21 protein-coding genes and 1 pseudogene are annotated in these 25,350 nt (G+C 67.0%); 13 read left to right on the top strand and 9 right to left on the bottom strand.

The window, feature by feature from the left end:
* From ACRAQ3_RS12185 to ACRAQ3_RS12145, 9 genes are all read right to left on the bottom strand, one after another.
* The gene (locus ACRAQ3_RS12185; RefSeq protein WP_432256288.1) at window positions 1-777 is read right to left on the bottom strand and encodes an ABC transporter ATP-binding protein; all 777 of its coding nucleotides are present in this window, start codon (window positions 775-777) and stop codon (window positions 1-3) included.
* 14 nt (window positions 778-791) lie between these two features.
* Window positions 792-1,904: an ABC transporter permease gene (locus tag ACRAQ3_RS12180; RefSeq protein WP_432254804.1), complete on the bottom strand. Its 1,113-nt coding sequence runs from the start codon at window positions 1,902-1,904 to the stop codon at window positions 792-794.
* 236 nt (window positions 1,905-2,140) lie between these two features.
* Entirely contained in the window at window positions 2,141-3,352 is a 1,212-nt protein-coding gene (locus tag ACRAQ3_RS12175; protein WP_432254803.1) for an efflux RND transporter periplasmic adaptor subunit, read from the bottom strand.
* Window positions 3,353-3,356: 4 nt separating this feature from the next.
* The gene (locus ACRAQ3_RS12170) at window positions 3,357-5,726 is read right to left on the bottom strand and encodes an ABC transporter permease (RefSeq protein ID WP_432254802.1); all 2,370 of its coding nucleotides are present in this window, start codon (window positions 5,724-5,726) and stop codon (window positions 3,357-3,359) included.
* Complete coding sequence (locus ACRAQ3_RS12165) at window positions 5,720-6,508, bottom strand: ABC transporter ATP-binding protein (protein WP_432256287.1); 789 nt, start codon at window positions 6,506-6,508, stop codon at window positions 5,720-5,722. The genes ACRAQ3_RS12170 and ACRAQ3_RS12165 overlap by 7 nt, the downstream gene beginning before the upstream one ends.
* A gap of 435 nt (window positions 6,509-6,943) precedes the next feature.
* Entirely contained in the window at window positions 6,944-7,597 is a 654-nt protein-coding gene (locus tag ACRAQ3_RS12160) for a DUF6639 family protein (protein ID WP_432254801.1), read from the bottom strand.
* Window positions 7,598-7,668: 71 nt separating this feature from the next.
* On the bottom strand, window positions 7,669-7,845 hold the full coding sequence (locus tag ACRAQ3_RS12155) for a hypothetical protein (protein ID WP_432254800.1): 177 nt from the start codon (window positions 7,843-7,845) through the stop codon (window positions 7,669-7,671).
* Window positions 7,846-8,350: 505 nt separating this feature from the next.
* Entirely contained in the window at window positions 8,351-9,343 is a 993-nt protein-coding gene (locus ACRAQ3_RS12150; RefSeq protein ID WP_432254799.1) for a substrate-binding domain-containing protein, read from the bottom strand.
* Between the two features lie 27 nt (window positions 9,344-9,370).
* Window positions 9,371-10,648, bottom strand: coding sequence for an ROK family protein (locus ACRAQ3_RS12145; protein ID WP_432254798.1), 1,278 nt, complete (start codon window positions 10,646-10,648; stop codon window positions 9,371-9,373).
* A gap of 432 nt (window positions 10,649-11,080) precedes the next feature.
* On the opposite strand from ACRAQ3_RS12145, the gene ACRAQ3_RS12140 reads away from it, so the two are divergent.
* From ACRAQ3_RS12140 to ACRAQ3_RS12080, 13 genes and pseudogenes are all read left to right on the top strand, one after another.
* Window positions 11,081-11,905, top strand: a complete 825-nt coding sequence (locus ACRAQ3_RS12140) for a sugar phosphate isomerase/epimerase family protein (RefSeq protein ID WP_432254797.1) — start codon at window positions 11,081-11,083, stop codon at window positions 11,903-11,905.
* A 59-nt stretch (window positions 11,906-11,964) separates the two neighbouring features.
* Entirely contained in the window at window positions 11,965-13,086 is a 1,122-nt protein-coding gene (locus ACRAQ3_RS12135) for a substrate-binding domain-containing protein (RefSeq protein ID WP_432254796.1), read from the top strand.
* 96 nt (window positions 13,087-13,182) lie between these two features.
* Window positions 13,183-14,352 (top strand): Gfo/Idh/MocA family protein, encoded by a 1,170-nt coding sequence (locus ACRAQ3_RS12130; protein WP_432254795.1) that lies wholly within the window; start codon window positions 13,183-13,185, stop codon window positions 14,350-14,352.
* A complete protein-coding gene (locus tag ACRAQ3_RS12125; RefSeq protein WP_432254794.1) occupies window positions 14,331-15,932 on the top strand; it encodes a sugar ABC transporter ATP-binding protein in 1,602 nt (533 codons plus the stop codon). The genes ACRAQ3_RS12130 and ACRAQ3_RS12125 overlap by 22 nt, the downstream gene beginning before the upstream one ends.
* Window positions 15,916-16,887 carry an ABC transporter permease gene (locus tag ACRAQ3_RS12120; protein ID WP_370162794.1) on the top strand — a complete coding sequence of 324 codons (972 nt, stop codon included), beginning with the start codon at window positions 15,916-15,918 and terminating at the stop codon, window positions 16,885-16,887. Before ACRAQ3_RS12125 ends, ACRAQ3_RS12120 begins: the two co-directional genes overlap by 17 nt.
* Window positions 16,888-16,890: 3 nt before the next feature.
* Window positions 16,891-17,199 carry a putative quinol monooxygenase gene (locus ACRAQ3_RS12115; RefSeq protein ID WP_099278412.1) on the top strand — a complete coding sequence of 103 codons (309 nt, stop codon included), beginning with the start codon at window positions 16,891-16,893 and terminating at the stop codon, window positions 17,197-17,199.
* 25 nt (window positions 17,200-17,224) lie between these two features.
* Window positions 17,225-18,289, top strand: a complete 1,065-nt coding sequence (locus ACRAQ3_RS12110) for a sugar phosphate isomerase/epimerase family protein (RefSeq protein WP_432254793.1) — start codon at window positions 17,225-17,227, stop codon at window positions 18,287-18,289.
* Window positions 18,286-19,401 (top strand): Gfo/Idh/MocA family protein, encoded by a 1,116-nt coding sequence (locus ACRAQ3_RS12105; protein ID WP_432254792.1) that lies wholly within the window; start codon window positions 18,286-18,288, stop codon window positions 19,399-19,401. Before ACRAQ3_RS12110 ends, ACRAQ3_RS12105 begins: the two co-directional genes overlap by 4 nt.
* Before the next feature lie 145 nt (window positions 19,402-19,546).
* A pseudogene (gene xylB / locus ACRAQ3_RS12100) lies at window positions 19,547-20,991 on the top strand (xylulokinase).
* A gap of 122 nt (window positions 20,992-21,113) precedes the next feature.
* Window positions 21,114-22,142 (top strand): LacI family DNA-binding transcriptional regulator, encoded by a 1,029-nt coding sequence (locus ACRAQ3_RS12095; protein WP_432254791.1) that lies wholly within the window; start codon window positions 21,114-21,116, stop codon window positions 22,140-22,142.
* 118 nt (window positions 22,143-22,260) lie between these two features.
* Complete coding sequence (locus ACRAQ3_RS12090) at window positions 22,261-23,520, top strand: ABC transporter substrate-binding protein (protein WP_432254790.1); 1,260 nt, start codon at window positions 22,261-22,263, stop codon at window positions 23,518-23,520.
* Window positions 23,521-23,593: 73 nt separating this feature from the next.
* On the top strand, window positions 23,594-24,523 hold the full coding sequence (locus ACRAQ3_RS12085) for a carbohydrate ABC transporter permease (protein ID WP_432254789.1): 930 nt from the start codon (window positions 23,594-23,596) through the stop codon (window positions 24,521-24,523).
* Complete coding sequence (locus ACRAQ3_RS12080) at window positions 24,520-25,350, top strand: carbohydrate ABC transporter permease (protein WP_432254788.1); 831 nt, start codon at window positions 24,520-24,522, stop codon at window positions 25,348-25,350. Before ACRAQ3_RS12085 ends, ACRAQ3_RS12080 begins: the two co-directional genes overlap by 4 nt.

Below are 25,350 nucleotides of genomic sequence, written 5' to 3'. Positions count from 1 at the left end.
TCACCTCCCTTGCGGTGCGGCCGGGCCGGACCTGCGGGCGGCCCGGCCACGCGGGCCGTGGAAATAGTCGCGCACCCAAGGGTGCTCGACCGCCAGCATGTCATCGAGCGTGCCCGTGGCGAGCACGCGGCGCTCGGCCAGCACGGCGACACGGTCGCACAGCGCGTAGAGCGTATCGAGATCGTGGGTCACGAGGAACACGCTGAGCCCCAGCGCCTGCACGAGATCGCGCATCAGCCGGTCGAAGGCCGCGGCGCCGATCGGGTCGAGACCTGCGGTCGGTTCGTCGAGAAAGACGATCTCGGGGTCGAGCGCGAGCGCGCGCGCGAGGCCCGCGCGCTTGCGCATGCCCCCCGAAAGCTCGGCCGGATAGGTCTCGGCCGCGTCGAGCGGCAGCCCGACCATGGCGATCTTGAGCTCGGCCAAGGCACGGCGGGTGTCCGGGCCGAGGCCTTCGACGCCGCGCAGCGGCACCTCGACATTCTCGCGCAGCGTCAGCGAGGAGAACAGCGCCCCGTCCTGGAACATGACCCCCCACCGCGCCGCGAGCGCGGCGCGGCGATGCTCGTCGATCCCGGTCATCTCCTCACCGAACACCGCGATCCGCCCGGCATCGGGTCGCCGCAGGCCGACGATGCTGCGCAACAGCACAGACTTGCCCGTGCCCGAGCCGCCGACCACGCCCAGCACCTCGCCGCGCCGCATGTCGAGATCGAGCCCCTCATGGACGCGGTGCGGCCCGAAGCGGTTCTCCAGCCCGCGAATGCGGATCACCATGTCGTCGGCCCCGGTCACAGGCCGACCTGCGCGAAGAGGATCGAGAACAGCGCGTCGGTGACGATCACCGCGAAGATCGCGGTGACGACGGCGCTGGAGGTCATCCGCCCGAGCGACTCCGCGCTGTTGCCGACCTGCATGCCGGCGCGACAGCCGACGATGCCGATGATCAGCGCGAAGACCGGCGCCTTGACCAGCCCGACGACCACATGGATCGGCTCGACGCCCTCGATCAGCCGGGTGCGGAACATCGCGGGCGAGATGCCGAGCTCGGCCCATGACATGAGCGCACCGCCCAGAAGACCGCTCAGATCCGCCACCAGCCCGAGGATCGGCAGGGTGATCACCAGCGCCAGGATGCGCGGCAGGATCAGCGCGCTGGCCGGGTCGATGCGCAGGGTCTGCATGGCGTCGATCTCCTCGCGCATCTTCATCGAGCCGATCGCCGCCGTGAAGGCCGAGGCGGTGCGCCCGGCGACGATGATCGCGGTGAGCAGGATGCCGAGTTCGCGCAGGATCGAGATGGCGATCAGCTCGACCACGAAGATCTCCGCGCCGAAGGGACGCAGCTGGGTCGCGCCCTGAAAGGCGAGCACGACGCCGATCAGGAACGCCATCAGCGCCACGATCGGCACCGCGCGCAGCCCGACCTCCTCGCAGTGATGCACGAGCGAGGTCAGGTGAAACCCGCGCGGCCGCCGGAGCGCTCCGAGCAGCCGCGCGGTGAAGATGCCGAGATATCCCAGCAGGTCGCGCAGGAAGGCCCCGGCGCCGGCGACCTGCCTGCCGAGCCGGTCGAGCAGCGTGGCGACGGTGAGCGGCGGCCGGGTCGCGGGCTCGGCCCGCTCGAGGTTCGCGCGCACGACCTCCACGAGCGGCAAGGCGTGTGGCGGCACCGATGCGATGGTGAGATCCGTCCCCTCCTGCCGCAGCCGCGCCTGCTCGGTCAGTAGCAGCCACGCGCCCGCGGAATCGAGGCGCTGCAGCGCCGAGAGGTCGAGCGTGGCGTGAGGGGCGAAGGGGATCTGCGCGAAACGGCGGCGGGCCTGTTCGAGTTCGGGCAGGCCGAGGGAACCCGAGATTTCGATCTCTGGCCGTCCGGCCGTCGTGCCGATCTTGATGCTCATCGGTCGGGCCGCCGCGACGCGCGGGCCTCGGACCAGCCAGCCGCGCGGGGCACAGGACGCGCCGCCGGGCATTCGATCGCGGTGAGGATCATGGAGCGGCCTTTCCAGCAGAGGTGGGGCGAGTATCGCCGCCCCTGGACAACCCGGCCCTGATCTGGATCAAGGCACGGGAGCCACGGGTAGATATGATGCCGCCCCGCGATGGGGCGGCGCCTGTCGGGTCGGCGGTCTCCGGGTCATTCGCGCTCGGCCGCCCGGACCGCGACGCCCTCGGCGATTTTCTCGCCGGGATGCGCGATGACCACGTCACCGATCTCCAGTCCGCCCAGCACCTGCGCGACCGTGTCGTTGCGCCGGCCGATCTCTAGCACGGCGCGGCGGGCGCGACCCTCCTCGACCACGAAGCTTGCCCAGTTCTGGCCATGGCGGAACAACGCGGCGATCGGTACCTGCAACTCGTCCGGAGACCGCCACAGCACGATGCGCAGGCGCAGGGCATAGCCGTCCCCGAGCCCGACGGGCGGTGAGTCGGGCGTGGTGAAGTCGAAGATCGCCTCGACCCGCTGCTCTTCGAGCCCGAGCGCCGAGACCTCTGTGCGCGCCGAGGGCTCGATCCGGCGCAGGTGGGCAGGCGGCTCGCTTGCGCCACCCCAGCGCGCGACACGGGCCAGAGCGTCCTCGGGAAGGCGGACGGCATCGCGCGACAGCAGGTCCGCGACGATCTCCAGATCGTTCGGATCGCCGATGTCGAGCAGCCGCTCGCCGGCGGCGACCGGCCGCGCGCTGAGCTGGTCGATGGCGAGGACGACGCCGCTGGCCGGGGCTCGGATCTCGACGCAGCAGCCACCGCCATCCCCGGTCTCGTCGCCGGGACCGATCAGAGCGGCGCGGCTCCGGTCGAGCGCGCCCTGTGCCATGATGCGCGTCGATAGCGCCGTGTCGCGGGCGGCCTGCGCGACCTTGAGCGCCTGCGTCGCCTCCTCCAGCCGGTCCGCCGGGGCGGCGCCGCGCTCGACCAGCGTCCGGGCCTGGTCGTGGCGCGACTTGGCGTAGCTGAGCTCCTGCAGGGCCTGCTGCAACCGGCTTTCGGCGGCGGAAAAGGCCGCCTGGGCCTCCTGCGTGGCGGCCTCGGCCTCGACCCGGCTGCGCCGGTCGAGCAGGCTGGGTTCGATCGGCTCGACCACGGCGACCAGCGTCTCACCGGCTACTACCGCGTCGCCAACCCGGACGGGCGAACGTCGGGCGGTGCCCGTGATCGGCGCCGAGACCTCCCAGACCTCGCGGATCCGCGTCTTTCCCTCCACCTCGAGCGTGACTTCCATCGGCCCGCGCGCGACCTCCACCAACTCGGCGGTGACGGGGATCGGTCGAAACGCGATCCAGAGGAGACTCGCGACGATCAGCGCCGGGATGGCGAACAGGGCGATCAGGCGGATAGGGCGGGCCATGGTTTCATTCCCTCGTCTTGAGGACGTCCAGAAGATCCAGTCGGTCGAAACGCCGCCGGACCAGCAGCGCGGCGGCCAGGATCGCGGTCAGCGTCAGCAGGCTCGCGCGCGCGAAATTGGCCGGGGTCAGCACCAGCGGAATCCGGTAGAGATCGCTGTCGAAGCCCGAGACCATGCCCTGCGCGATCAGCGCGCCGATCCCCCAGCCCAGCGGCTGCGCCAGAAGCGCCAGCACGGCGGTTTCGCCCAGCAGGATCGACGCCACCTCGGTGCGGGTGAAGCCGAGGATTCGCAGGCTGGCCAACTCGCGCGCCCGCTCGGAGAGCTGGATGCGGGCGCCGTTATAGGCGACGCCGGCGGTGATCAGCCCGGAGATCGTCAGGAACAGGATCGTGTTCCAGCGGATGTTCTGCCGGATCGTCTCGCGAAAGCTGTCGCGGACCTCGGTCAGCATGACGCTGGCCGCCAGCGTGGGCAGCGTCTTGAGCGCGGCCTGGAACTCGGGCAACGCGGCGGGGTCCAGCGCCAGATGCAGGGCGGTGACCTGCGGCGCCCGGCCCAGCCGCGCCGCGAGCGCGTCGTGGTCCATGTAGGCCCCGAGGCCGAGATATTGCCGCGTCACCGCCGCGACCGGCTCGCTGAAGTCGCGCTCCCGGTCCCCGGCGACCTCGACCTCGACCACGTCGCCCGGGCCAACCTGCAGCTGCTCGGCCAGCTGGCGCGACAACATCAGCGCCGTCTCCGGAGCCGCGACGACCCGGCCCTCGGTGTCGAGGATCCGGACCAGGTCGCCGCCGGGGGGCTGGGCGGTGATCGAAAGTCGCTTGGACAAATGCCCGTTGCGCAGCGTCACCGCGAGATCGAATTGCGGCTCTACCCGCAGGACGCCGGGCAGGGCACGGGCCTGCAAGGCCGCCCTGGCCGGCGCTTCCGCGCCGAGGACGAGCGTCGCGTGCTGGCGGTTCGCCCGGTAGAAGGCGCTGTCCATCACCACGTCCATCGCGTCGATCATGAAGCTGGAGGCCACGAGGATCGCGACCCCGGCCGAGAGCCCCAGCATCGTCATCGCGGCACGGACCGGCCAGCGCAGCAGCCCGCGCAGCACCATCTTCGCGGGCTGCGACAGCCACCGCCCGGCCGCCAGCCGGTCGAGCGGCCCCTTGCCGAAGTTCGGGGGCGCAGGCGGGGCCATGGCCACCGCCGGGGCCAGCCGCGCCGCGGTCAGCGCGGCCCGTGCGGCCCCCAGCCCGGCCACCACGAGAGCCAGAAGCCCCGAAATCGCGTAGACGTCGAGACCATCCGGTCGGATCAGCCATGGAAAATCGAAGAACCGGGCGTAGATCCGCGCCATGCCGCCCGCCAGCCAGCTGCCGGCAAGCCAGCCGATCGCGATGCCGATGCAGGCCACCAGCATCGCGAGAAGCAGATAGTGCAGCGCGATCTCCGACTTGCGGTAGCCCAACGCCTTGAGCAGGCCAATCTCGGCGCGCTCCAACGCCACGATCCGACCCAAGAGCATGTTGACCAGGAAGCCCGCGATCACGAAGAAGATCGGCGGCAGCACGACGGTCATGTTGCGCAGCTGCTGGAGTTCGGCGGCGATGAAGGCATGGCTCGGATGCTGATCGCGCAGGCGGACGCCGGTGCCGCCCCAAGGCGCAAGCAGCGCATCGACCCGGTCCGCGACCTCCGCCGTGACGGCGGTCGCGTGCAGGGTCAGGGCGACGTCGTTGATGGCGCCTTCGAGGTCGAGCACCGCGCCCGCGGCCCGCTCAGGCATCCAGATGATCGCGAAGCCCGCATCGTCGGGCATCAGCCCGCCGGGGGGCAGGCTGTAGAGGAATTCCGGGCTGCGCAGCATGCCGGTGATCGTCAGGTCGAGCCGCCGTCCATTGGCGATCGCCGCAAGGCCGTCACCGGGGCGAAAGCCGTTGGCCTGCGCGAAGCGGGCGTTGACGGCGACCTCGCGGTCGCTGTCGGGGTCCGGCATCCGCCCCGAGACCAGCAGGGGCATGTTCAGGAGCGGCGCACCGGCGGGCAGGGACATCAGCCGGCCCGATCCCGGTGCCGGTCGATCCGGCAGGTCGAGCGTGACCGGTCCGACCTTTCGCGCCTCGGCCGAGCGGACGCCCTCGATCGCGCGTATTTCCTCGACCAGCTTGCCGGGTGCGCGGCGCACCGAGGCGAACATCTCGGCGAAGCGCTGGCGGCCGTAATAGTCGTTGAGCGTGGTGTCCAACGCCCGGATCATGCCGAAGGCCGTCAGCAGGATCGCCACGCCGCAGGCCAGCACCAGCGCGATCGCCGCGACCTGCGACCACAGCCGGCGCAGGTCGCGCAGCAACTTGCGGTCGATGGCGCGCGGCTTCACCATCGGATGCCCTCGGCCGCGACGCGGTTACGGTTGCGCGCGACGTCGATGACCCGGCCATCCTGAAAACGGATCACCCGATGCGCCATCCGTTCGATGTCGGCATTGTGGGTGATCACGAGGATGGTGGTCCCGAACCGGGCGTTGACCGCTTCGAGCGCCGACAGCACCGCGACGCCGGTGCGGCTGTCCAGCGCGCCGGTCGGCTCGTCGCAGAGCAGCACCTCGGGGCGCTTGGCGATGGCCCGCGCGATGGCGACGCGTTGCTGCTCGCCGCCCGAAAGCTGGGCGGGAAAGTGATCCAGCCGTGCATCGAGCCCGACCAGCGACAGGGCCTCGGCGGCGGGCATGGGGTCCATGGCGATATCGGTGACCAGCTCGACGTTCTCGCGTGCGGTGAGGCTGGCCACGAGGTTGTAGAACTGGAACACGAAGCCGACATGGTCGCGCCGGTAGCGGGTGAGCTGCCGGTCGGTCATCGCGGTGAGCTCCATCTCCCGGAACCACGCGGCCCCGCGCGTCGCGTGGTCCAGACCGCCGAGGATGTTCAGAAGGGTGGATTTGCCGCTGCCCGATGGTCCGAGAAGCACCACGAGTTCCTCGCTCGGCAATTCGAGATCGACGCCGTCGAGCGCGCGGACCTCGTTCGGGCCTCCGGCGCCGTAGGTCTTGCTCAGCCCTTCGGTGCGGAACGCGGCCTGGCGGTCCGTACCCGCGTCATCGGCCGGCGCGCCGGTCTTCGATCGCGCCGAGAGGTTGCGCTGTCGGTCGCCGAGATGATCCATGGGCATCCGGGCCCCCTGTTCCGAGCGCGCCCCGAATTCTTTATCCGAAGGACGCCTGACGATCCCGTTCAGCCCGCAGGCGTTTCGCCCGTCACGACATCAGCCGTCATCATGGGCTTCGCGGTTGAACCAATGTCTCGCCCGATGCTGCGGCCATCGGCCCGAGGCCGCGTTGATCTACGTCAAACGACCCCCGGCACAGATCCGACCGAACCAGCGTCTCGATCTACCGCTTCGTTAACAACAGGCTGGCTGGCGACGGGATGACGCTGAGCATCTGCCGGAGCCACAACCGGCGGCTCCCTTCGCCGTTCGTGAACGCCGGGCCGGGCAGTGGGATCCCACCTCTCACCGCGATCGGCGGGAGCCAGGAGTAGCTTGGAAATCACCAGATCCCGGCCGGGGATCGGGGAACCCCTAGGTCCGGCATCCTCGTCAGAAGCGTTCCCGGTCAAAGAAGGCCGCGCCGCCCATGATCCGTCCAATGAGTTGGCAGCCGTCATCGCGCTGGGTGAAATGCAGCCACGCTTTTTGCGCAAAGCGGTCGGGAGCGAAGGCATGGTACATCGCGCTCAGTTCGTCCCGCGAGACGCGGTGATCGAAGACGGAGGTCGCCTCGAATGCCTCGCGCGCCTCGGTCGGCAGCGACCGAATCTGCATCGCATAAGCGGCGTATTCGGCGGTCGCCGGGCAATCGACGAACGGGCATTCCGCACTGTCGTAGGCGGCGTGTGTCAATTCGTGTACGACCACGCTATCGAAATAGGGCTCGTCCGGCACGCTGGCAAAGGCGAGGTCCGGATCGCGCCGCTTGGCCATGAGCTCAGGCGTCAGCAAGCTGATGAGCGCTTCGCCGCAATGGAAGATGCCCATGCAACCCTCGGGAAGAGTATCCACGAATCTGAGTGTGACCCCCTCGGGCACGGCAACATTGCAGGCTGCAAGCTTCGGAATCTCACGGGCGGCAATCCGGCAGATGCGAGCACGAGTCTCTGACGTCCCACCCTCGACGATAAGACCAGCAGCTTGGCAGATGGTCTCTTCCTCGCCTGCGACGCTTGCGGTTGCCGCCAAAAGCCCGGCGATCAATCCGGCGGACCTGAGCACATCCTCCTCCTCTGGCGGGTCATGCGAAAGGTATCACGGTGCGCGCGCGATGATCAGGCCTTGATGTCCGCTGTCGTCATGGTCGCCCCCTCCATGAGGGGGCTCTTGGCATCGGCGGGGGCGAGCAGGTTGTTCTTCAGTGCGTCCACGATCTTCTGTCCCTCTGTCTCGTAGACCGTGAGCAGCGCGGCAGAGCGCTTCACCGCGTCGAGCGGGATTTCGGTCCGCAAGGAGAGGCACAGAAAAAGGTTTGATCCATGGTTTGGATCGACCTGGGGAAGTCGTTTTCGAAAGTAGAAGACCCGCCCGCGGCGGAGCAGGTAGGGCCCGGCGTGGTGTCGCGCGCGTCGGCGACGTTTGGATGGGCGGGAAGGTCGGGGCTGTGGCACATCATGTGTCACAGCCGCGGACGGCTGTAGCACATGAGTCGACCCAGAGCGCTTGGGGCTCTGATTTCATTGGGTTTTTGTGAAAACCTGGCTGGGGTGGTAGGAGCCCCAGTGAATTTTTCACGATGCCCAAGGCACTGAATATTCTTTAGAAATTCGAGCGAGCGCTGCGTGTATGACGTCCCTGTAGGGTAGCCGTGAATCACTGAGCGTCAAGCGAACCCAGCAGATAAAGCAATGACTCTTCTAACATGCGGGCAGGTTTCCATGGCAATGCCGTCACCTCCTGAAGGGGAGGGCCGCCACGATGCAGCGCACTGAAGGGGCCGCATGGCGGCTTCGTGTGTCACAGGGCAGAGAGGATCTCCTGCGGCGCTTGCGTGCGCCAAACGGTCTGGTAGCTATCGGCCACGTTGGCCTTCGTAACGGCAAGTCCGGGCAGGGCGATCCAACTCGGAACTGCGCGCCCCAAAAGAGAAAGTATCGTCGCTTCCGCGACGGCGACGCCCTGCCGGAACGGCTGCTGCGCGGCGATGCCTACAATGTGATTGTCTTGTGCCAGACATATCGCTGCATCGCGGCCAAGATCGACGGTGGTGACCGGCATGTCGTGCCCGACCGTATTCAGTGCGGCCACGGCTTCCATTGCCGGCGTATCCCAGACCACGAAGAGCCCTGCAAGGTCGGGGCTTTCCTCGATCATCGACAAAGTGGTTTCGTGAACCGCCCCTAGTGATGGGAAGCGGATCGTCCGCAGCTTCAGATCGGGGCGATTGGCCACTATCCAGCGCCCGAAGGCGATTTCGCGCTCATTCGTGGCGTAGAAGTCGACGCCGTAGGTCATTAGCCCTACCTCGCCGCCCTGCGCGATCCTGTCGGAGAGCAGCTTGGCGCCAATCAGCCCCAGACCGAAATTGTCGGCCGAGACGAGCGAGGTGTAATCCGCGCCCGGCAGCATGCCCGTAGGCACGTTGTCGTGCAGGATGAGCCGTATCCCGGCGCGGGACACCTGCCGATGCGCCTCGGCCACCGCGGCGTTCGCCACCGGGATCGAGATGATCGCGTCAAGCCCCTCGTGGCTCAGCCGTTCGAGCGCGGCGATCTGGCTCGCGGCCTGAAAGCCGCAATCGACGACCTCGCTAACGATGACGCCGCAGTCGCCCAAGGTCCCGGCGATCCCGGCGAGCTGCTGGCGGGACCAGTCGCTCTCGCCGGTATGGAGCACAACGGCCACCCGGAACCGCCTGTCACGCGCGGCGGTGACGTCGTTGGGCGTCAGGCTCAGCCGGCTCGGCGGCGCGGCGCGTTCGCCGTGGGGGCCCAGTCCGCTTATCGACATAATCCTTCGTCTTCCCTGTTCAGGTCATCATGCACCGGGCGGCGCGGCGGCTGCGGGGGGCGAAGCGGGCGCGCCGATCGCCGCCGTGCCCATCTGGTCGAGCGCAGCCAAAAGCCGAGGCATCGCTGTCGGGGCGCCGTGGGTGACCCATTCGCGCAGGAAGCTCGGGTCGAACAACGCCTCGCTCACGACCTTGGCGGCTCCAACGAGCCCGGCAGAGCTGCCCATCCGCGAGGCACTTATCCGCAGGTCGCGTGTCACGAGGGGGTGCGATTCGCCATAGACAGCCTCGCGCACCGCGGCGAGGAGGATGTCGTTGGTCTGCGCGATCGAGCCGCTCAGCACAATCAGCGACGGGTTGAGCATGTTGGCAAGCGTGGCAACCAGTTGGCCGATCAGGTGACCGCTGCGCGACATGATCTCCATGCTGACTGAATCGCCGACCTGTGCGGCTTGACCGACCTCAATAGCAGTGATCTCGCCGCCCCGGTTCAGGATGTCGGCCAGCGCAGGGCTGGTGCCGGCCTGCGCGGCGGCGAGGCCGTCGCGAGCGATCATGTCGCTTCCGGCCAGCACGTCGAGCGAGGCGGTTCGGCCGCCCGCCGCCCGCGGCAGATGGCCGATCAACCCTGCCGCCCCTTGCGCGCCGCGATAGAGCTTGCCGTCGAAGACGAAGCTCGCGCCGATCCGCTTGCCAACCTTGATGAAGAGCATCTCATTGATGCCGGCGCCGGCGCCGGCATGCAGTTCGCCCATGGCCATCGTCTCGACGCTACTGCGCATCCAGACCGGCACGCTAAAGCGTCGAGCCAGCTGCTCGACCAGCGGAAAGCCCTCCCATGCGGGCAGGAATGTCGGCGTCGCTTGCAGGAAATCGTCGCCGGGCGACAACTGCACCGGGCCAGGCACCGAAATGCCTAGCCCCCAGAGCGGCGCCGAGTGTTCGTCCTTTGCGAGTAGCCATTCGAACAGCGTTCCGAGCCGCTCCGCCGTCGCCTCGGGCGGGGCGCTGAGATCCATCGCTTCGTGGTGTTCGGTGATCAACCGGCCCGACAGGTCGGCGATGCCGACGCCGAGCGCCGTCTGATCAAGTGTCGCCACGAGGATCCGCGCTCGGTTCGCATTGAACTGCACCAGCCGGGGCGCGCGGCCGCCGCTGGCCTCGGCCAGCGCGCTTTCATCGACCAGCTTGATCTCGCTGAGCGTTGCGAGCCGGTCGGCGACAATAGCGCGGCCCAGCTCGCTCTCGCGCTCCAGTTCCTGACGCGTGTGCGCGGCGCCGCTGCGCACGAGGTTGAGGATCATGCCCAAGCTCTGCGCGGCGCCGTCGGCGTTGCGAGGCCGCCCCTTGCCGCGCTTCGGCCGGCTCGTCTCGACCATGCCGCTGTCAGGCATCGGCTACCGCGCTGCGCCTGTTGGCGCGCCCCTCGGAGTCCCCCGATCCGCCCAAGGGCAGATCACTGTGTGATTCGATGCTTTTGCTGGGCATCCCGCATCCAGTTTTGCCGATAGATCAGGAATACACGACACATTTAAGCGTGGCAACTTTATGCTTATGCAGATAATCTGCAAAAGTGCGCGTAGTTATGCTGATAAAATGTTGACTTAGGATTTTTGCTCGCTTATTCCTGGTTTAACGCAAGGGAAGGACGTGGCGGCGCGTGGCCTCCGCACTGGGCTGGAGGGCTCGGTCGCGACCCGGCGTCTGGGACGGCCCGATGGCCGAGGGAGATGAAAATGACGATATGGAAGCTTGCCTATCAGGCGAATTGCTGGGGCCCACTCGGCGGCAACGCGGTCGGCGTGACCTCGGTCGCCGAGCTGACCTACCGCACCTTCGCCGACATGGACCGCGCCTTCGCGGATATCGCGGCGGCCGGCTATGAGGGGGTCGAGGTCTTCGATGGCAACCTTCTCGACCATTCCGTGGAGGCGTTTCGCACGTTGCTCGAGAAGCACCGGCTGTCGCTGGTCGCGGCCTATTCGGGTGGCAACTTCATATTCGACGACATTCTTGAGGAGGAACTCGACCGCATCCGTCGCGTCGCCGACCGCACGGCCGAGATCGGCGCGCCGCATCTCGTCATCGGTGGCGGAGCCAAGAGGGCAGGGGGTGCGCGCGACGGCGATCACGCGAAGCTTGGTGCGGCGCTGGAGCACATCGTGGGTATTGCCCGCGAGCGCGGACTCAAGGCACATTACCACCCCCACCTGACGACGATTGTCGAGGGCCCCGAGCAGGTGCGCCGGATCTTCGGTGAAACCTCGATCGATTTCTGTCCCGACACCGCGCATCTCGCCGCCGCTGGCGGCGATCCCGCGCAAATGATCCGCGAGCATCGCGAGCGGATCTCCTACGTCCATCTCAAGGGCTGGCAGCGCGAGCCTTTCGCCTTCACGCCGCTGGACCGCGGCGATCTCGATAACGGCTCGATCGTCGAGGCGCTGCTCGAGACCGGCTACGACGGCTGGGTGACGGTCGAGTTGGACGCATGGGACGATCCCCGCGCCGGGGCGGAGGCAAGCCGCCGATATCTGGAGAAACGGCTGAAAACGGCCTGAACCGCAAGACGACCCGCGCGGACGAGAGGGTTCGCGCTCACAGGGAGGGAGACCCGAACATGACTATCATCAATAGCCTTGGCCGAGCCGCCGCCGCGGCCTTCGTGGCCGCCGGCGTGCTAGCTGCACCAGCGCTTGCCGATCCCGACGCGGCGCTCGCAGCGCTGCAATCCGAAGTGCTCTCCAAGGGGCCGAACGGCGAGACAGCGACCCCGGCCGCCGAGCTGTCGCTCTCGGACGAAGAACTTACCCAGATTAGGGAAATGAACGCCACTGCCGCTATCGTGATGCATTATGGCGGCAATGACTGGTCGCGGGCGCAGGTCGAAGGGCTGCGGAACCGGTTCGACGAGATGGGGATCGAGGTGATCGCCGTCACGGATGCCGGCTTCAAGCCTGAGAAGCAGGTCGCGGACATTGAGACCGTTCTGGCGCAGCAGCCCGATATCATCGTCTCGGTGCCGACCGATCCTGCCGCGACGGCCTCTGCCTACAAGGCTGCCGCCGATGCAGGAGTGACTTTGGTCTTTATGGAGAACACCCCCCCGGGGCTGGAAGTCGGTACAGATTACGTCTCGGTCGTCTCGGCCGACAACTACGGCAACGGCGTCGCCTCAGCGCATCTGCTAGCCAAGGCGCTCGAGGGCAAGGGCAAGGTCGGGCTGGTCTACCACGCGGCCGACTTCTTCGTAACGCGGCAGCGCTACGACGCCTTCAAGACGACGATTGCCGAGGAATATCCAGGCATCGAGATCGTGGCCGAGCAGGGCATTGGCGGGCCGGATTTCACCGGTGACGCCGACAAGGTCGCCTCGGCGATGCTGACCTCGAACCCCGATCTCGACGCGATTTGGGCGGTCTGGGATGTGCCGGCCGAGGGCGTGATCTCGGCAGCGCGGGTCGCGGGGCGCGACGATCTGGTCATCACCACCATCGATCTGGGCGAGAACGTCGCGATTAACATGGCGCAGGGCGGCTTCGTCAAAGGCCTCGGAGCACAGCGGCCGTTCGACCAAGGCGTCGCCGAGGCGACGCTCGCGGGTTACGGCCTTCTGGACAAGGAGGCGCCCGCCTTCGTCGCACTGCCGGCGCTGCCGGTCACGCGCGAGACGCTGCTCGATGCCTGGCAGACGGTCTACCGTGCCGACGCCACGGCCAACATCCAGAACAGCATGAACTGATCGAGCGCGACGGGCAGGCCACGCGCCCGCCCGTCGCCGCGGTGACGGCTCCGCGTGGGCCGGTCCCGCCTTCCCATATCTTCCGGAGTTAGACACATGACCAAGACGCTCAATGTGGCGATGATCGGTGGCGGTTTTATGGGCAAGGCCCATGCCATGGCCTACGCATCAATGCCGATGTTCTTCTGGCCCGCCCCGGCGATCCCGCACCGCAAGGTCGTCGTCGACGTCACCGACGAGTTGGCCGAGGACGCTCGCCAGCGCTTCGGCTTTGACGAGGCCTCATCCGACTGGCGCGCGGTTGTGACCCGCGGCGATATCGACGTGGTCGACATCTGCACCCCCAACAACGTCCATGCCGAGATCGCCATCGCGGCGGCCAAGGCAGGCAAGCACATCATCTGTGAGAAGCCGCTGGCGCGCGGCGGCGAGGAAGCGCGGGAGATGCTCGACGCGGTCGAGAAGGCCGGCGTGATCCACATGGTCGCCTTCAACTACCGCCGCACCCCCGCGGTGGCATTGGCCCGCAAATACATTGAGGAGGGACGGATCGGAAAGATCCTCAACTTCCGCGGCACGTACCTGCAGGACTGGTCCGCCGACCCCGACGGGCCGCTGTCTTGGCGTTTTCAGAAGAAGATCGCCGGGTCTGGCGCCATTGGCGACATCGGCACCCATGTGGTCGATCTGGCGCATTACCTCGTCGGTCCGATCGCGGCCGTCACTGCGATGACGCCCACCTATGTGACGTCGCGGCCGGTGCAGGCCGGCGGGCAGGACAAGCTCGGGGCCAGCGAAAAGAACACGGGGGGCGAGCGCGCGACGGTCGATGTCGACGATGAGGTCGTCTCGCTCCTGAAGTTCGAGAACGGCGCCATCGGCTCGCTCGAGGCGACGCGCAATGGCTACGGCCGCAACAACTTCATCACCTTCGAAATTCACGGCACCGAGGGCTCGATCCTGTTCAACTACGAGCGCCGCGACGAGCTGCGCGTCATGTTCAACAGCGACCCCGCCGACGCGCGCGGCTTCCGCACCGTCTATAGCGGCCCGGCGCATCCATACGGCGAGGGGCTTTGGCCGATCCCGGCACTGGGCATCGGCTACTCGGAGACCAAGATCGTCGAGTGCTATGATCTGTTCAAGGCGATCGCCACGGGGGTGCAGCCCTCGCCCAACTTCGCGGATGGCTACCTGACCGAGTTGGTCGCCGATGCGCTGATCGAGTCCGGGGAGACGCAGCAATGGGTCAAGGTGAAGACGTGACCGCCACGCCGCAGGCGGTGGTGATGCGCGGCATCGCCAAGCAGTTCGGCGGTGTGCGGGCGCTGGCCGGGGTCGACTTCGAGGTCGAGGCCGGCGAGGTCCACGCGCTTCTGGGCGGCAACGGCGCGGGCAAGTCGACGATCTTGAAAGTGCTCAACGGCGTGCATGCGCCGGATGCCGGCACGATCGAGATCTGCGGCCAGCGGATCACCCACCCCTCGCCGGAGGCAGCGCGGCAGGCGGGGGTGGCGATGATCTTTCAGGAGATGAGTCTTGTCCCGTCGCTGAGCGTCGCGCAGAACGTTTTTCTCACGCGCGAGACTAAGACCGGCCTCGGGCTGATCGACGACCGCACCGCCGAAAAGAAGGCGCGCGCGCTGTTCGAGATGCTCGAGGTCGACGTGAACCCCCGGGCGCTCGTCGCCGATCTCGGTGCCGGGCAGCGCCAGCTCACCGAGATCGTCAAGGCGATCAGCCAGGAAGCGCGGGTGCTGGTGCTCGACGAGCCATCGACGGCGCTGTCGGTGTCGGACGTGGAGCGGCTCTTCACCTTCTTGCGCAAGCTCAAGGATCGCGGTGTGGCGATCATCTACGTCTCGCACCGCATGGATGAGATCGCCCGCATCGCCGACCGCGCCACGATCCTGCGCGATGGGCGACACGTGATCACCGCGCCGCTGTCGGAGCTACCGATCGACACGATGATCGAGCACATCGTCGGCAAGCGGTCGCGCGGCCTGTCGGATGTCGCGCGCGAGCAGGTCGAGATCGGTGAGCCGCTCTTGGAGCTGGTCAGCGTTTCGGGCCGTCACAAGCCGTGTGATGTCAGCCTGACCGTGCATCGCGGGGAAGTCGTAGGGCTGGCCGGGCTGCTCGGTTCGGGCCGCTCCTCGCTCGCCCGGGTCATCGCGGGGATCGAGCCCAGCATGGCGGGCGAGATTAGAGTCGCGGGCACGCCGATCGAGATCCGCAGCCCGCGCGATGCCATCGACGCGCGCATCGCGCTGGTGCCCGAGGCGCGCGCGACCCAAGGTATCATCGCCACCCATTCGGTGGCCGCCAACCTGTCGATGGCGGTGCTCGACCGGGTGTCGTCCAGCGGCGTCGTTAGTCGCCGCGCCGTCGCGGAGGTGGCCGATCACCAGATCGAACGGCTCGCGATCAAGACCGCCTCGCGCGATCACGCGGTTGGCACGCTCTCGGGCGGCAACCAGCAGAAGGTGGTGATCGGCAAGTGGCTCGCCGCCGATCCCGACATCCTCGTGCTCGACGAACCCACGGCGGGCATCGACATTGGGTCGAAGTCCGAGATCATCCGGCTCGTCCGCGAGCTGGCACGGGCCGGCAAGGCCATCGTGATGATCTCCTCCGAACTTAGCGAGCTGCTGACCGCCTGCGACCGCATCCTGGTGATGTCCGGAGGCCGTGCGGTCAGCAGCTTCGCGCGCCACGACCTCGACGATCCGGATCTTCCGGCCGACGATACGATGCACCGGCTCCAGGCGGCCGAGCAGAAACTCCAATTTCACATTCAGGAGGCCCTGAAGCATCAGGGAGTGCGCCATGTCCACCAGCGATAGCATTCACGTTTCCGGGGTCGCCGCCCGCTTCGGCCTGACCAACTGGCGTCAATACATCATCTATATCGGCTTTGCCGTGATCTTCGCGATCTTCGCGCTGACGCTGAACGACAAGGGGTTCCTCAACCCCAACAACCTGCTCAACATCGTGCGGCAGACGGCGATGATCGCGGTCATGGCGATCGCCATGACCTTCGTGCTCTCGTCGGGGGAAATCGATCTCTCGGTGGGCGCGGTGGCGGGGCTCGCCTCGGTCACGGCGGCGATGGCGATCGCCGCGGGCGGCATCTTCTTCGGCGTCGCCGCCGGTCTGGCCACAGGCATCGCGGTCGGCGTCTTCAACGGGCTCCTGACCACCCGGATCGGCATTCCGTCGTTCCTGACCACGCTCGCGATGATGGGCATCGCCAAAGGCGTCGCGATGTGGATCAGCGGCACCGCCGCCGTGCCGATCATCAACCCCGGCTACTCGTGGCTGTTCGGCGGCGGCTCCATCGGTATCGTGCCGGTGCTGCTTTTGTGGATGCTCGGGCTCGGCGCGGTCGGCCATTTCGTTCTCAAGCGGACGACCTTCGGTCGGCGCGTGCTCGCTACCGGCGGCGGCGAGACCGCGGCGCGCTACTCGGGGATCGACACCAGCTCGGTGAAGTTCCGGGTTCTCGTGATCTCCTCGATGGCTGCGGCCCTTGCCGGAATGCTCTATGCGGGCCGGTTGCAGTCGGGGCGGTTCCAGCTCGGCGAAGGCGACGAGCTGTCGGTGATCGCTGCGGCGGTACTCGGCGGCACCAGCCTCTTCGGCGGCTACGGCACCGTCATCGGTACCATCGTAGGCGCGCTGATGATCGGCCTGATCAACAACGGCCTGATCCTGATGGGCCTCGAGTTCAGCCAGCAGCTGATCGCGCGTGGCGGCATCATCATTCTCGCCGTGGCGCTGAGTCAGAAAAGGAACTGAGCCATGAAACCAGGTTGCACAATCATCGGAACCGTCGTGGCGAAGCCCGACACCCGGGCCGAGCTGCAGGAGATCCTGCATGCGCAGGTCGAACCCACGAGGGCCGAGGCGGGCTGCTTGAACTACGATTTCCACGCCGATGCCAAGGACCCTTGCGTCTTCGTGTTCTACGAGAACTGGACAACGCTTCAGGATCTCGACGCGCATCTGACCAAGCCGCATCTCAAGCCGCTCTTCGACCGGCAGGGCGAGTTGCTCGCCCGCCCGGTCGAGATCCGGCACCTCGAGATGCTGAGCGACATGGCCGGCTGAGCCGCGGTGAAATGGGAGGATCGACATGGGCAGGATGAAGGGGCCAGGGCTCTTCCTGGCACAATTCGCAGGCAACGAGGCACCGTTCGACACGCTGGAGAACATCTCCAGATGGGCGGCGGGGCTGGGCTATCGCGGCGTGCAGATTCCTTGCACAGACGCGCGGCTGTTCGATCTCGGCTTGGCAGCCGAGAGCCAGACCTACTGCGACGAGTTGCGCGGCATTTGCGCCGACGCGGGTGTCGAGATCACCGAGCTGTCGACCCATCTCCTGGGGCAGCTGGTCGCGGTCCACCCGGCCTACGACCTCGCGTTCGACGCTTTCGCGCCGCAGGCCACGCATGGCAAGCCCGCGGCGCGGCAGGCCTGGGCGGTCGAGCAGCTGATGCTCGCCGCCCGCGCTGCGCGCAACCTCGGGCTCGACACGACGGTCGGCTTTACCGGCGCGCTGGCCTTTCCTTATCTCTACCCTTGGCCGCAGCGCCCGGCCGGGCTGATCGAGGAAGCCTTCGCGGAGCTGGCGCGGCGCTGGCGACCGGTCCTCGACGCCCATGATGCGCAAGGCGTCGACATCGGCTTCGAGCTGCATCCCGGCGAGGACGTCTTCGACGGCGCCACCTTCGAGATGTTCCTCGACGCGCTGGATGGCCACGAGCGGGCGCGGATCAACTACGACCCCTCGCACTTCCTGTTGCAGCAGATGGATTATCTCGCCTTCATCGACCTTTATCACGAGCGCATCTGCGCGTTTCACGTGAAGGATGCCGAGTTCAATCCCGACGGGCGGCAGGGGGTCTACTCGGGCTATCAGCCGTGGCTGAGCCGCGCCGGCCGTTTCCGCAGCCTTGGCGACGGACAGGTGGATTTCGGCGCGGTTTTCTCGAAGCTGGCGCGGCATGGCTACGACAGCTGGGCCGTGCTCGAATGGGAATGCTGCCTGAAATCGCCCGAGCAGGGGGCGGCGCAGGGCGCGCCCTTCATTGCGCGCCACATCATCGACGTGACGGACAAAGCCTTTGACGATTTTGCGGGCGCGGCGACGGACGGCGCGCGCAACCGCGCGATGCTCGGGCTGGAGGGCGCGGCATGAACAGGATCAGGCTCGGCATGGTCGGGGGCGGCGAGGGATCGTTCATCGGCTATGTCCACCGCGTCGCGGCGCGGCTTGATGGCGAATACGAGCTGGTGGCAGGCGCACTTTCGTCACGTGCCGACGTCGCGCGACGCTCGGCGGCGGAACTCGGCATTGCGCCCGACCGCGCCTATGACAGCTTCGAGACGATGGCGAAGGTTGAGGCGGCCCGTGCTGACGGGATCGAGGCAGTGGCGATCGTGACGCCGAACCATATGCATTTCGGCCCGGCCAAAGCGTTTCTCGAGGCGGGCATCCATGTGATCTGCGACAAGCCGCTCACCTCCAGCCTTGAGGATGCCGAGGCGCTCGCCGGAATAAGGCCGCGCAACGGCGCCCGCTTCCTGCTAACCCACAACTACACCGGCTATCCGATGGTCCGCGTGGCCCGGGCGATGGTCGCCGAAGGGCGGCTCGGCAAGCTCCGCGTGGCGCAGACGGAATATGTGCAGGACTGGCTCACCGAGGCGGTCGACAACAAGCAGGCCGAGTGGCGCACGGATCCGGCCCGCGCGGGCGGCGGCGGCTGCATCGGCGACATCGGTACGCACGCCTACAACCTAATACGCTACGTCTCCGGCCTGCGGCTTGAGGCGCTGAGCGCCGACCTTGCCGCCTTCGTGCCGGGCCGCAGGCTCGACGACAACGTCCACATGATGCTGCGCTTCGAAGGTGGGGCGCGCGGCATGCTCTGGGCCAGCCAGGTAGCGCCAGGCAACGAGAACGGCATCGCGCTGCGGCTCTATGGCGACAAGGGTGGGATCGAGTGGCGGCAGGCGGAGGCCGACACGCTGTGGTTCACCGCCTTCGGCCAGCCTGCGCAGCGGATCACCCGGGCGAGCGCTGCGGCCGACATACCGACCGCGGGGCACCGTATCCCGCCAGGCCATCCCGAGGGGTACCTCGAAGCCTTCGCCTCTTTGTACCGCGACTTCGCGGCAGTAATACGGGGCGAGCCACGGGAGCAGCTTCCGGGGCTGGCCGACGGGCTCGAAGGTATGCGCTTCGTCACCGCCGCCATCGCCTCCAGTACGGCGAACGCGCGGTGGATTGGCCTCGATGAGATCTGACATCCGTTCTACAGTGACATTCCTCAAATGACTTTCCTAGGGGGGGATGTTGAGGTACGTATGTCACATTCATGAGTTCGGCGCTGGTTTGTGCGGTCGGCACCGCGCTGCGGGGCGGGATAAAAGGCGAGAGTAGGACTGGATGATACTGATCGGGCTTGATCTCGGCACTTCGGGCCTGAAGGCGCTGGCCATCGCCGAGGATCAATCGATCCTGGCAGAAAGCAGCGCCGCGCTTTCGGTCGCACGGCCCCATGACGGCTGGTCCGAGCAGGATCCCGCGGCCTGGATTGCGGCGGCCGAATCCGCGATCGGCGCGCTTATGGACAGGATCGAAGCCAAGGCGGTGCGCGGCATCGGCCTGTCGGGGCAGATGCACGGCGCGACGCTGCTCGACGCCTCCGACCGGGTGCTGCGGCCCTGCATGCTGTGGAACGATACCCGTAGCCATGCTGAGGCCGCGGCGCTCGATGCCGATCCGCGGTTTCGCGAGATCACCGGGAACGTCGTCTTCCCCGGCTTCACTGCCCCCAAGCTCGCCTGGGTGCGGCGCCACGAGCCGCAGGTCTTCGAAAACATCAGCAAGGTGCTGCTTCCCAAGGATTACCTGCGCCTCTGGCTGACCGGAGAGCATGTCTCGGAGATGTCGGATGCCGCCGGGACCGGCTGGCTCGACGTCGCCGCGCGCGACTGGTCCGAGGCGCTGCTCGAGGCGACGGGGTTGGATCGGGGCCGGATGCCACGGCTGGTCGAGGGCTCCGAGGTGTCGGGTCGGCTGCGCCCGGAACTCGCTGTACGCTGGGGCCTGCCTTCGGACGTCGTCGTTGCCGGAGGCGGTGGCGACAACGCGGCCTCGGCGGTGGGCATGGGCGTCGTGAGGCCCGGCACGGCCTTCGTGTCGCTCGGCACCTCTGGCGTGCTTTTCGCCGCGACGGACGGGTTTCATCCGAACGCCGCCAGCGCGGTCCACAGCTTCTGCCACGCGCTGCCCGAGAGCTGGCACCAGATGGGGGTGATCCTCGCCGCGGCGGATGCGATGAACTGGTTTGCCGGCGTGCTGGGGAGTCCGGCCGCCGCGCTGACCGCGGATCTGGGCGATCTGCAGGCGCCGTCCCGTACGCTGTTCCTGCCCTATCTCGGCGGCGAGCGGACGCCGCACAACGATGCGCATGTCCGCGCCTCCTTCCTGCATATGGGGCACGACACGGATCGCGCGGCGCTGGTCCGCGCGGTGCTGGAGGGGGTGAGCTTCGCGATCCGCGACAGCCGCGACGCGCTGGCCTCGACCGGGACCCGCTTCGACCGCCTGATCGGCGTCGGCGGTGGCACGCGCTCGGAATACTGGCTGAAGGCGATTGCCACCGCGCTCCAGATGCCGGTCGATCTGCCGGTCGCGGGGGATTTCGGCGGCGCCTTCGGCGCGGCGCGGCTCGGGCTGATGGCAGCGAGCGGGCAGGGCGCCGAGATCGCCACGCCACCCGCCATTTCGCGGGTGGTGGAACCGAGCGGGATCTGTTTGGCGCCTTCTCGGAGGCGCATGGCCGTTACAAGGAGAGCTACGCGGCGCTCAAGGCTTTGAGCCGGGGGTGACGGCGCGCATGGCGCGCGGTGACCGCAACGCCGCGTCGTTTCCGGCTGGCACCTCTCGCCAAGTTGTCGATCCCGCAGCGCTGCTTTAACCGGGTATCGTAGCAATCCAGAAGGGCCGTCATATGTCGCGACCGACCGTGCATGACGTGGCGCGCGTGGCTAATGTCAGCCTCTCCACCGTCGACCGGGTCCTGAACGGTCGCAACGGGGTGCGGGCGGCCACGCAGGAGCGGGTCCGCGCGGCGATGAAGCAGCTCGGCTACGAGCGCGATCTGATGGCGGCGAACCTGTCGCGCAAGCGGATCTACAAGATCCGCTTCGTGATCCCCGACGGCCCGAACAGCTTTATGCGCAACCTCGCGGCCGAGCTGGAAGCGCATGCGCGGATCGCGCTGCGCGATCGCACCGAGATCGGCGTATCGCTTGTCCCGCCATTCGATGGCCGGGCACTCGCGGCCGAGTTGCGCCGGGCGAGAGAGACGGAGGCCGATGGGGTGGTGATGGTCGCCACGGAGTCGGCCGAGGTCCGGCAGGCCGTCTCGGAGTTGCGCGCGGCCGGGATCCAGGTGGTGACCTTGATCTCCGACCTTTCGGCTTCGGCGCGCGGCCATTTCGTGGGCATCGATAACGTCTCGGCCGGGCGCACCGCCGCCGGGCTGCTGGGAAGGTTCTGCGCCGGTCGGCCCGGCCGCATCGCGATCGTCGCGGGCTCGATGCTGGTGCGCGATCATGTCGAACGCAGGCTCGGCTTCGAGCAGGTCATGCATGCGGAGTTTCCCGAGTTGAAGCTGCTGCCCCCGATCGAGGGCGGCGACGAGGCCGCGCGGGTGGACCGGCTTCTGACCGACCTGCTGCGGGAGCATACTGATATCGTCGGCATCTACAGCCTCGGCGGCGGCAATCGCGGCCTGCGCGACGCCCTGGATCGTGCGGGGCCCGACCCGCGACCCATGGTGGTCGTGCATGAATTGACCGACCAGTCCCGTATGGCCCTGCAGGACGGGGTGTTCGACGCCGTGCTGCAGCAGGACATCCGCAAAGAGGTGACGAGCGCTCTCGTCATCATCCGCAACCTGATCGAGGCGATTCCGATCGATGCCGAGACCGGGCTGATCCACACCGAAATCTTCCTGCGCGACAACCTGCCTTAAAGAAAGCGGATGGTATACCATGCTTGCGTCAATCCAGTTTTGATGTACGTTAGTCATGCACTGCAGAATCGCGGTCGAGGAGGGCCGGGGATTCGGCGTAGTTCTGGGAGGGAAATCGATGAAGCGAACGATGATTATGGCTCTGCTGGCCAGCGTGGCTGGGACTGGCGCGGCCATGGCCCAAGAGGAAATTCGGGTGCTGCGCGTGCAGCCCAGCGACCCTGAGCAGGCCTTCTACGAGAGGGTCGAGGCCGCCTATGAGGCGCAAAATCCCGATGTCGACGTCGTGTTCGAATACATCGCCAACGAGGCCTACAAGTCGAAGCTGCCGACGCTTTTGCAGTCGGATGCTCGGCCCGACATCTTCTACAGCTGGGGTGGCCAGACCATTGTCGAGCAGGCCGAGGCGGGCTTCTTGAAGGACATCTCGGGTGAGATTTCCGAAGAGGTGCGCGCCACCTTCCCCGAGGCCGCGCTGAATGCCTATACCGTGGACGGCGCGCTGCACGGGCTGCCGCTCTATGCGACCGAAGTGGTGTTCTGGGTCAACACCGCGCTGACCGAGCAGGCGGGCGTCGACCATACCGCGATCGAGACTTGGGACGACCTGCTGGCTGCGGTGCAGACCATGAAGGACGCCGGCGTCACGCCGATCGTCGTCGGCGGCCAGGACAAATGGCCGCTGCATTTCTACTGGAGTTACTTGGCGTTGCGTGAAGGCGGCGCCGAGGTCGTGACGGCAGCGATGGAAGGCGAGAATGACGGGTTCGAGGCCGAAGCCTTCGTCGAGGCCGGTGCCGAGTTCCAGAAGTTGACTGATCTGGAGCCGTTCCAGCCGGGCTTCATGGGCACCACCTACGAGACCGCCAGCGGCATGTTCGCCGACGGCAAGGGCGCGCTGCACCTGATGGGCGACTGGGACTACCTGCCGATGCGGGGCCGGTCGCAGAGCGGGGAGGGGCTACCCGATGAACAACTCGCCATTATCTCCTTTCCCGCCGTCGCCGACCCGGTGGCCGAAGGCGGTGACAGTGCCACTTTGGGTGGTATGAATGGCTGGGCCGTTACCTCCGACGCAGCGCCGGGAACGGTCGACTTCCTGACCTTCCTGCTCAACCGCGAGCATCAGGAGGAGGTCGCGCGCGAGGGCATCTTCATCCCGATCGTGAAGGGGGCCGAGCAGGCGCTGGAAAACCCGTTCTTCCAAAAGGTCGCGCAGGACATCGCCGCTGCGAGCTATCACCAGATCTTCCTTGACCAGTTCCTTGGGGCCTCGGTGGGTGCCACGGTGAACGACATCTCGGCCGACCTGGCCCAAGGCGCCATTACGCCCGAGGAGGCCGCGGCTCAGGTCCAAGAGGCCTGGGAGTTCCGCTGACCCGTTCCTCCCCTGACGCGCGCCCGCGATGCGGCGCGCGTCGCCATACGCTCCCGAACCGGAGATGCATTCCATGCAGATGCTCGACGCCCGTGCGCCGGCGTCGCGGCGCCCTGCGCGCCGCCGCCTTGGCGCCCGCTCCAGCCGCCTTACCGCCATCGTCATCCTGCTGCCGCCGGCGCTGATCCTGTTCAGCCTCTTCGTGATCCTGCCATTGGCGGAGTCGGGATATTACGCCTTCTTCGACTGGAACGGCTATGGCACGCCCGAAGACTACGTCGGACTGCGCAACTTCGAGCAGATCGCCGGCCATTCGGTCTTTCATACCGCGATCGGAAACACGCTCAAGATCGTCGCCGTATCGCTTTTGGTGCAGATGCCGCTGGCCCTGTTCCTGGCGCTGCTGATTTACCGCAAGACCCCTACCAATGCCCTGTTCCGCCTTGTCCTTTTCGTGCCTTACATCCTCGCCGAGGTTGCGGCCGGCCTTATCTGGAGCTTCGTATTCGACGGCAACTACGGCATTACCGCCTCGATCGCGCGCTCGATGGGGCAAGAAAGCTTCTTCATTCTGGCAGATCGTGACTGGGCCTTCGTCGCCGTGATGACGGTGATCGTCTGGAAGTATTTCGGCTTCCACATGATGATCTACATCGCGGCCCTGCAAGGCGTGCCCGAGGATCTGATCGAGGCCGCCAAGATCGAGGGCGCGAAGCGGCCACAGATCGTGCGCTACGTGCAGATCCCGCAGATCCGCCCCGCCATTGTGATCAGCGCTTTCTTCGCGATCATCGGCGCGCTGCAGGTCTTCGACGTGATCATCCCGCTGACCAATGGCGGACCGTCGAACCAGACCCACACCATCGTCACCTATCTCTACAGCTTCGGGCTCACCCGGCTGAAGATCGGCTTCGGCAGTGCCGTCGGCGTGCTCCTGTTCCTCGCTGCCATCATCGTGGCGCTGTTCTACCAGCGCATCTTCATGAAGGGGACCAAGGCATGAACAGGGGACATTTCTGGCGCAACTTCGCGCGTGTCGCGATCCTTTGCGTGGTGGCGAGCTTCGTGCTGGCACCAATGATCGCGACGGCCCTCGGCGGCTTCAAAAGCAACGCCGAGATCCGCATGAATGCCTTCGCGCTGCCCCAGCATTGGGACACGAGCTTCTATGCCTCGATCCTGGGCGATCCGCGCTTCTGGCGCTATCTCGCCAACTCGCTGCTGATCTCAACCGGCACGGTAGCACTGACGCTGATCGTCGGCGCGGCGGCAGCCTATGTCTTCGCGCAGATCCGCTTCTTCGGCTCGAGGATGCTGTTCTCCTACCTGCTGCTGGGGCTGATGTTCCCCTTCGCCACGGCGATCCTGCCACTCTTCATCAAAGTCCGCGACATCGGGCTGCTCGACACCTACTGGGCGGTGATCCTGCCACAGACGGCGTTTGGCCTGTCACTGGCGATCCTGCTGTTCCGGACCTTCTTCGAACAGCTGCCGAAGGAGCTGTTCGAGGCGGCACGGATCGACGGCTGCAGCTATGTGCGCTTCTTCTGGCAGATCACCCTGCCGCTCTCCACGCCGATCCTCGCCACGGTGGGCGTCTTCGTCTTCGTGCAGAGCTGGAACAACTTCCTGCTGCCGCTGGTGGTGCTGAACTCGCGCGAGGCCTTCACCTGGCCGCTGGGCATGATGCAGTTCCGGGGCGAGTTCGTGACCGAATGGAACCGCACGCTCGCCTTCGTGACGCTGACCATCCTGCCGGCGATCGTCTTCTTCCTCGCCGCCCAGAAATACATCGTCGCGGGCCTCACCGGCGGCGCCGTCAAAGGATGA

It is taken from the genome of Limimaricola sp. AA108-03 (assembly GCF_050847355.1).
Classification (GTDB): Bacteria; Pseudomonadota; Alphaproteobacteria; order Rhodobacterales; family Rhodobacteraceae; genus Limimaricola.
This window is presented reverse-complemented; position numbering and strand designations above follow the sequence as displayed.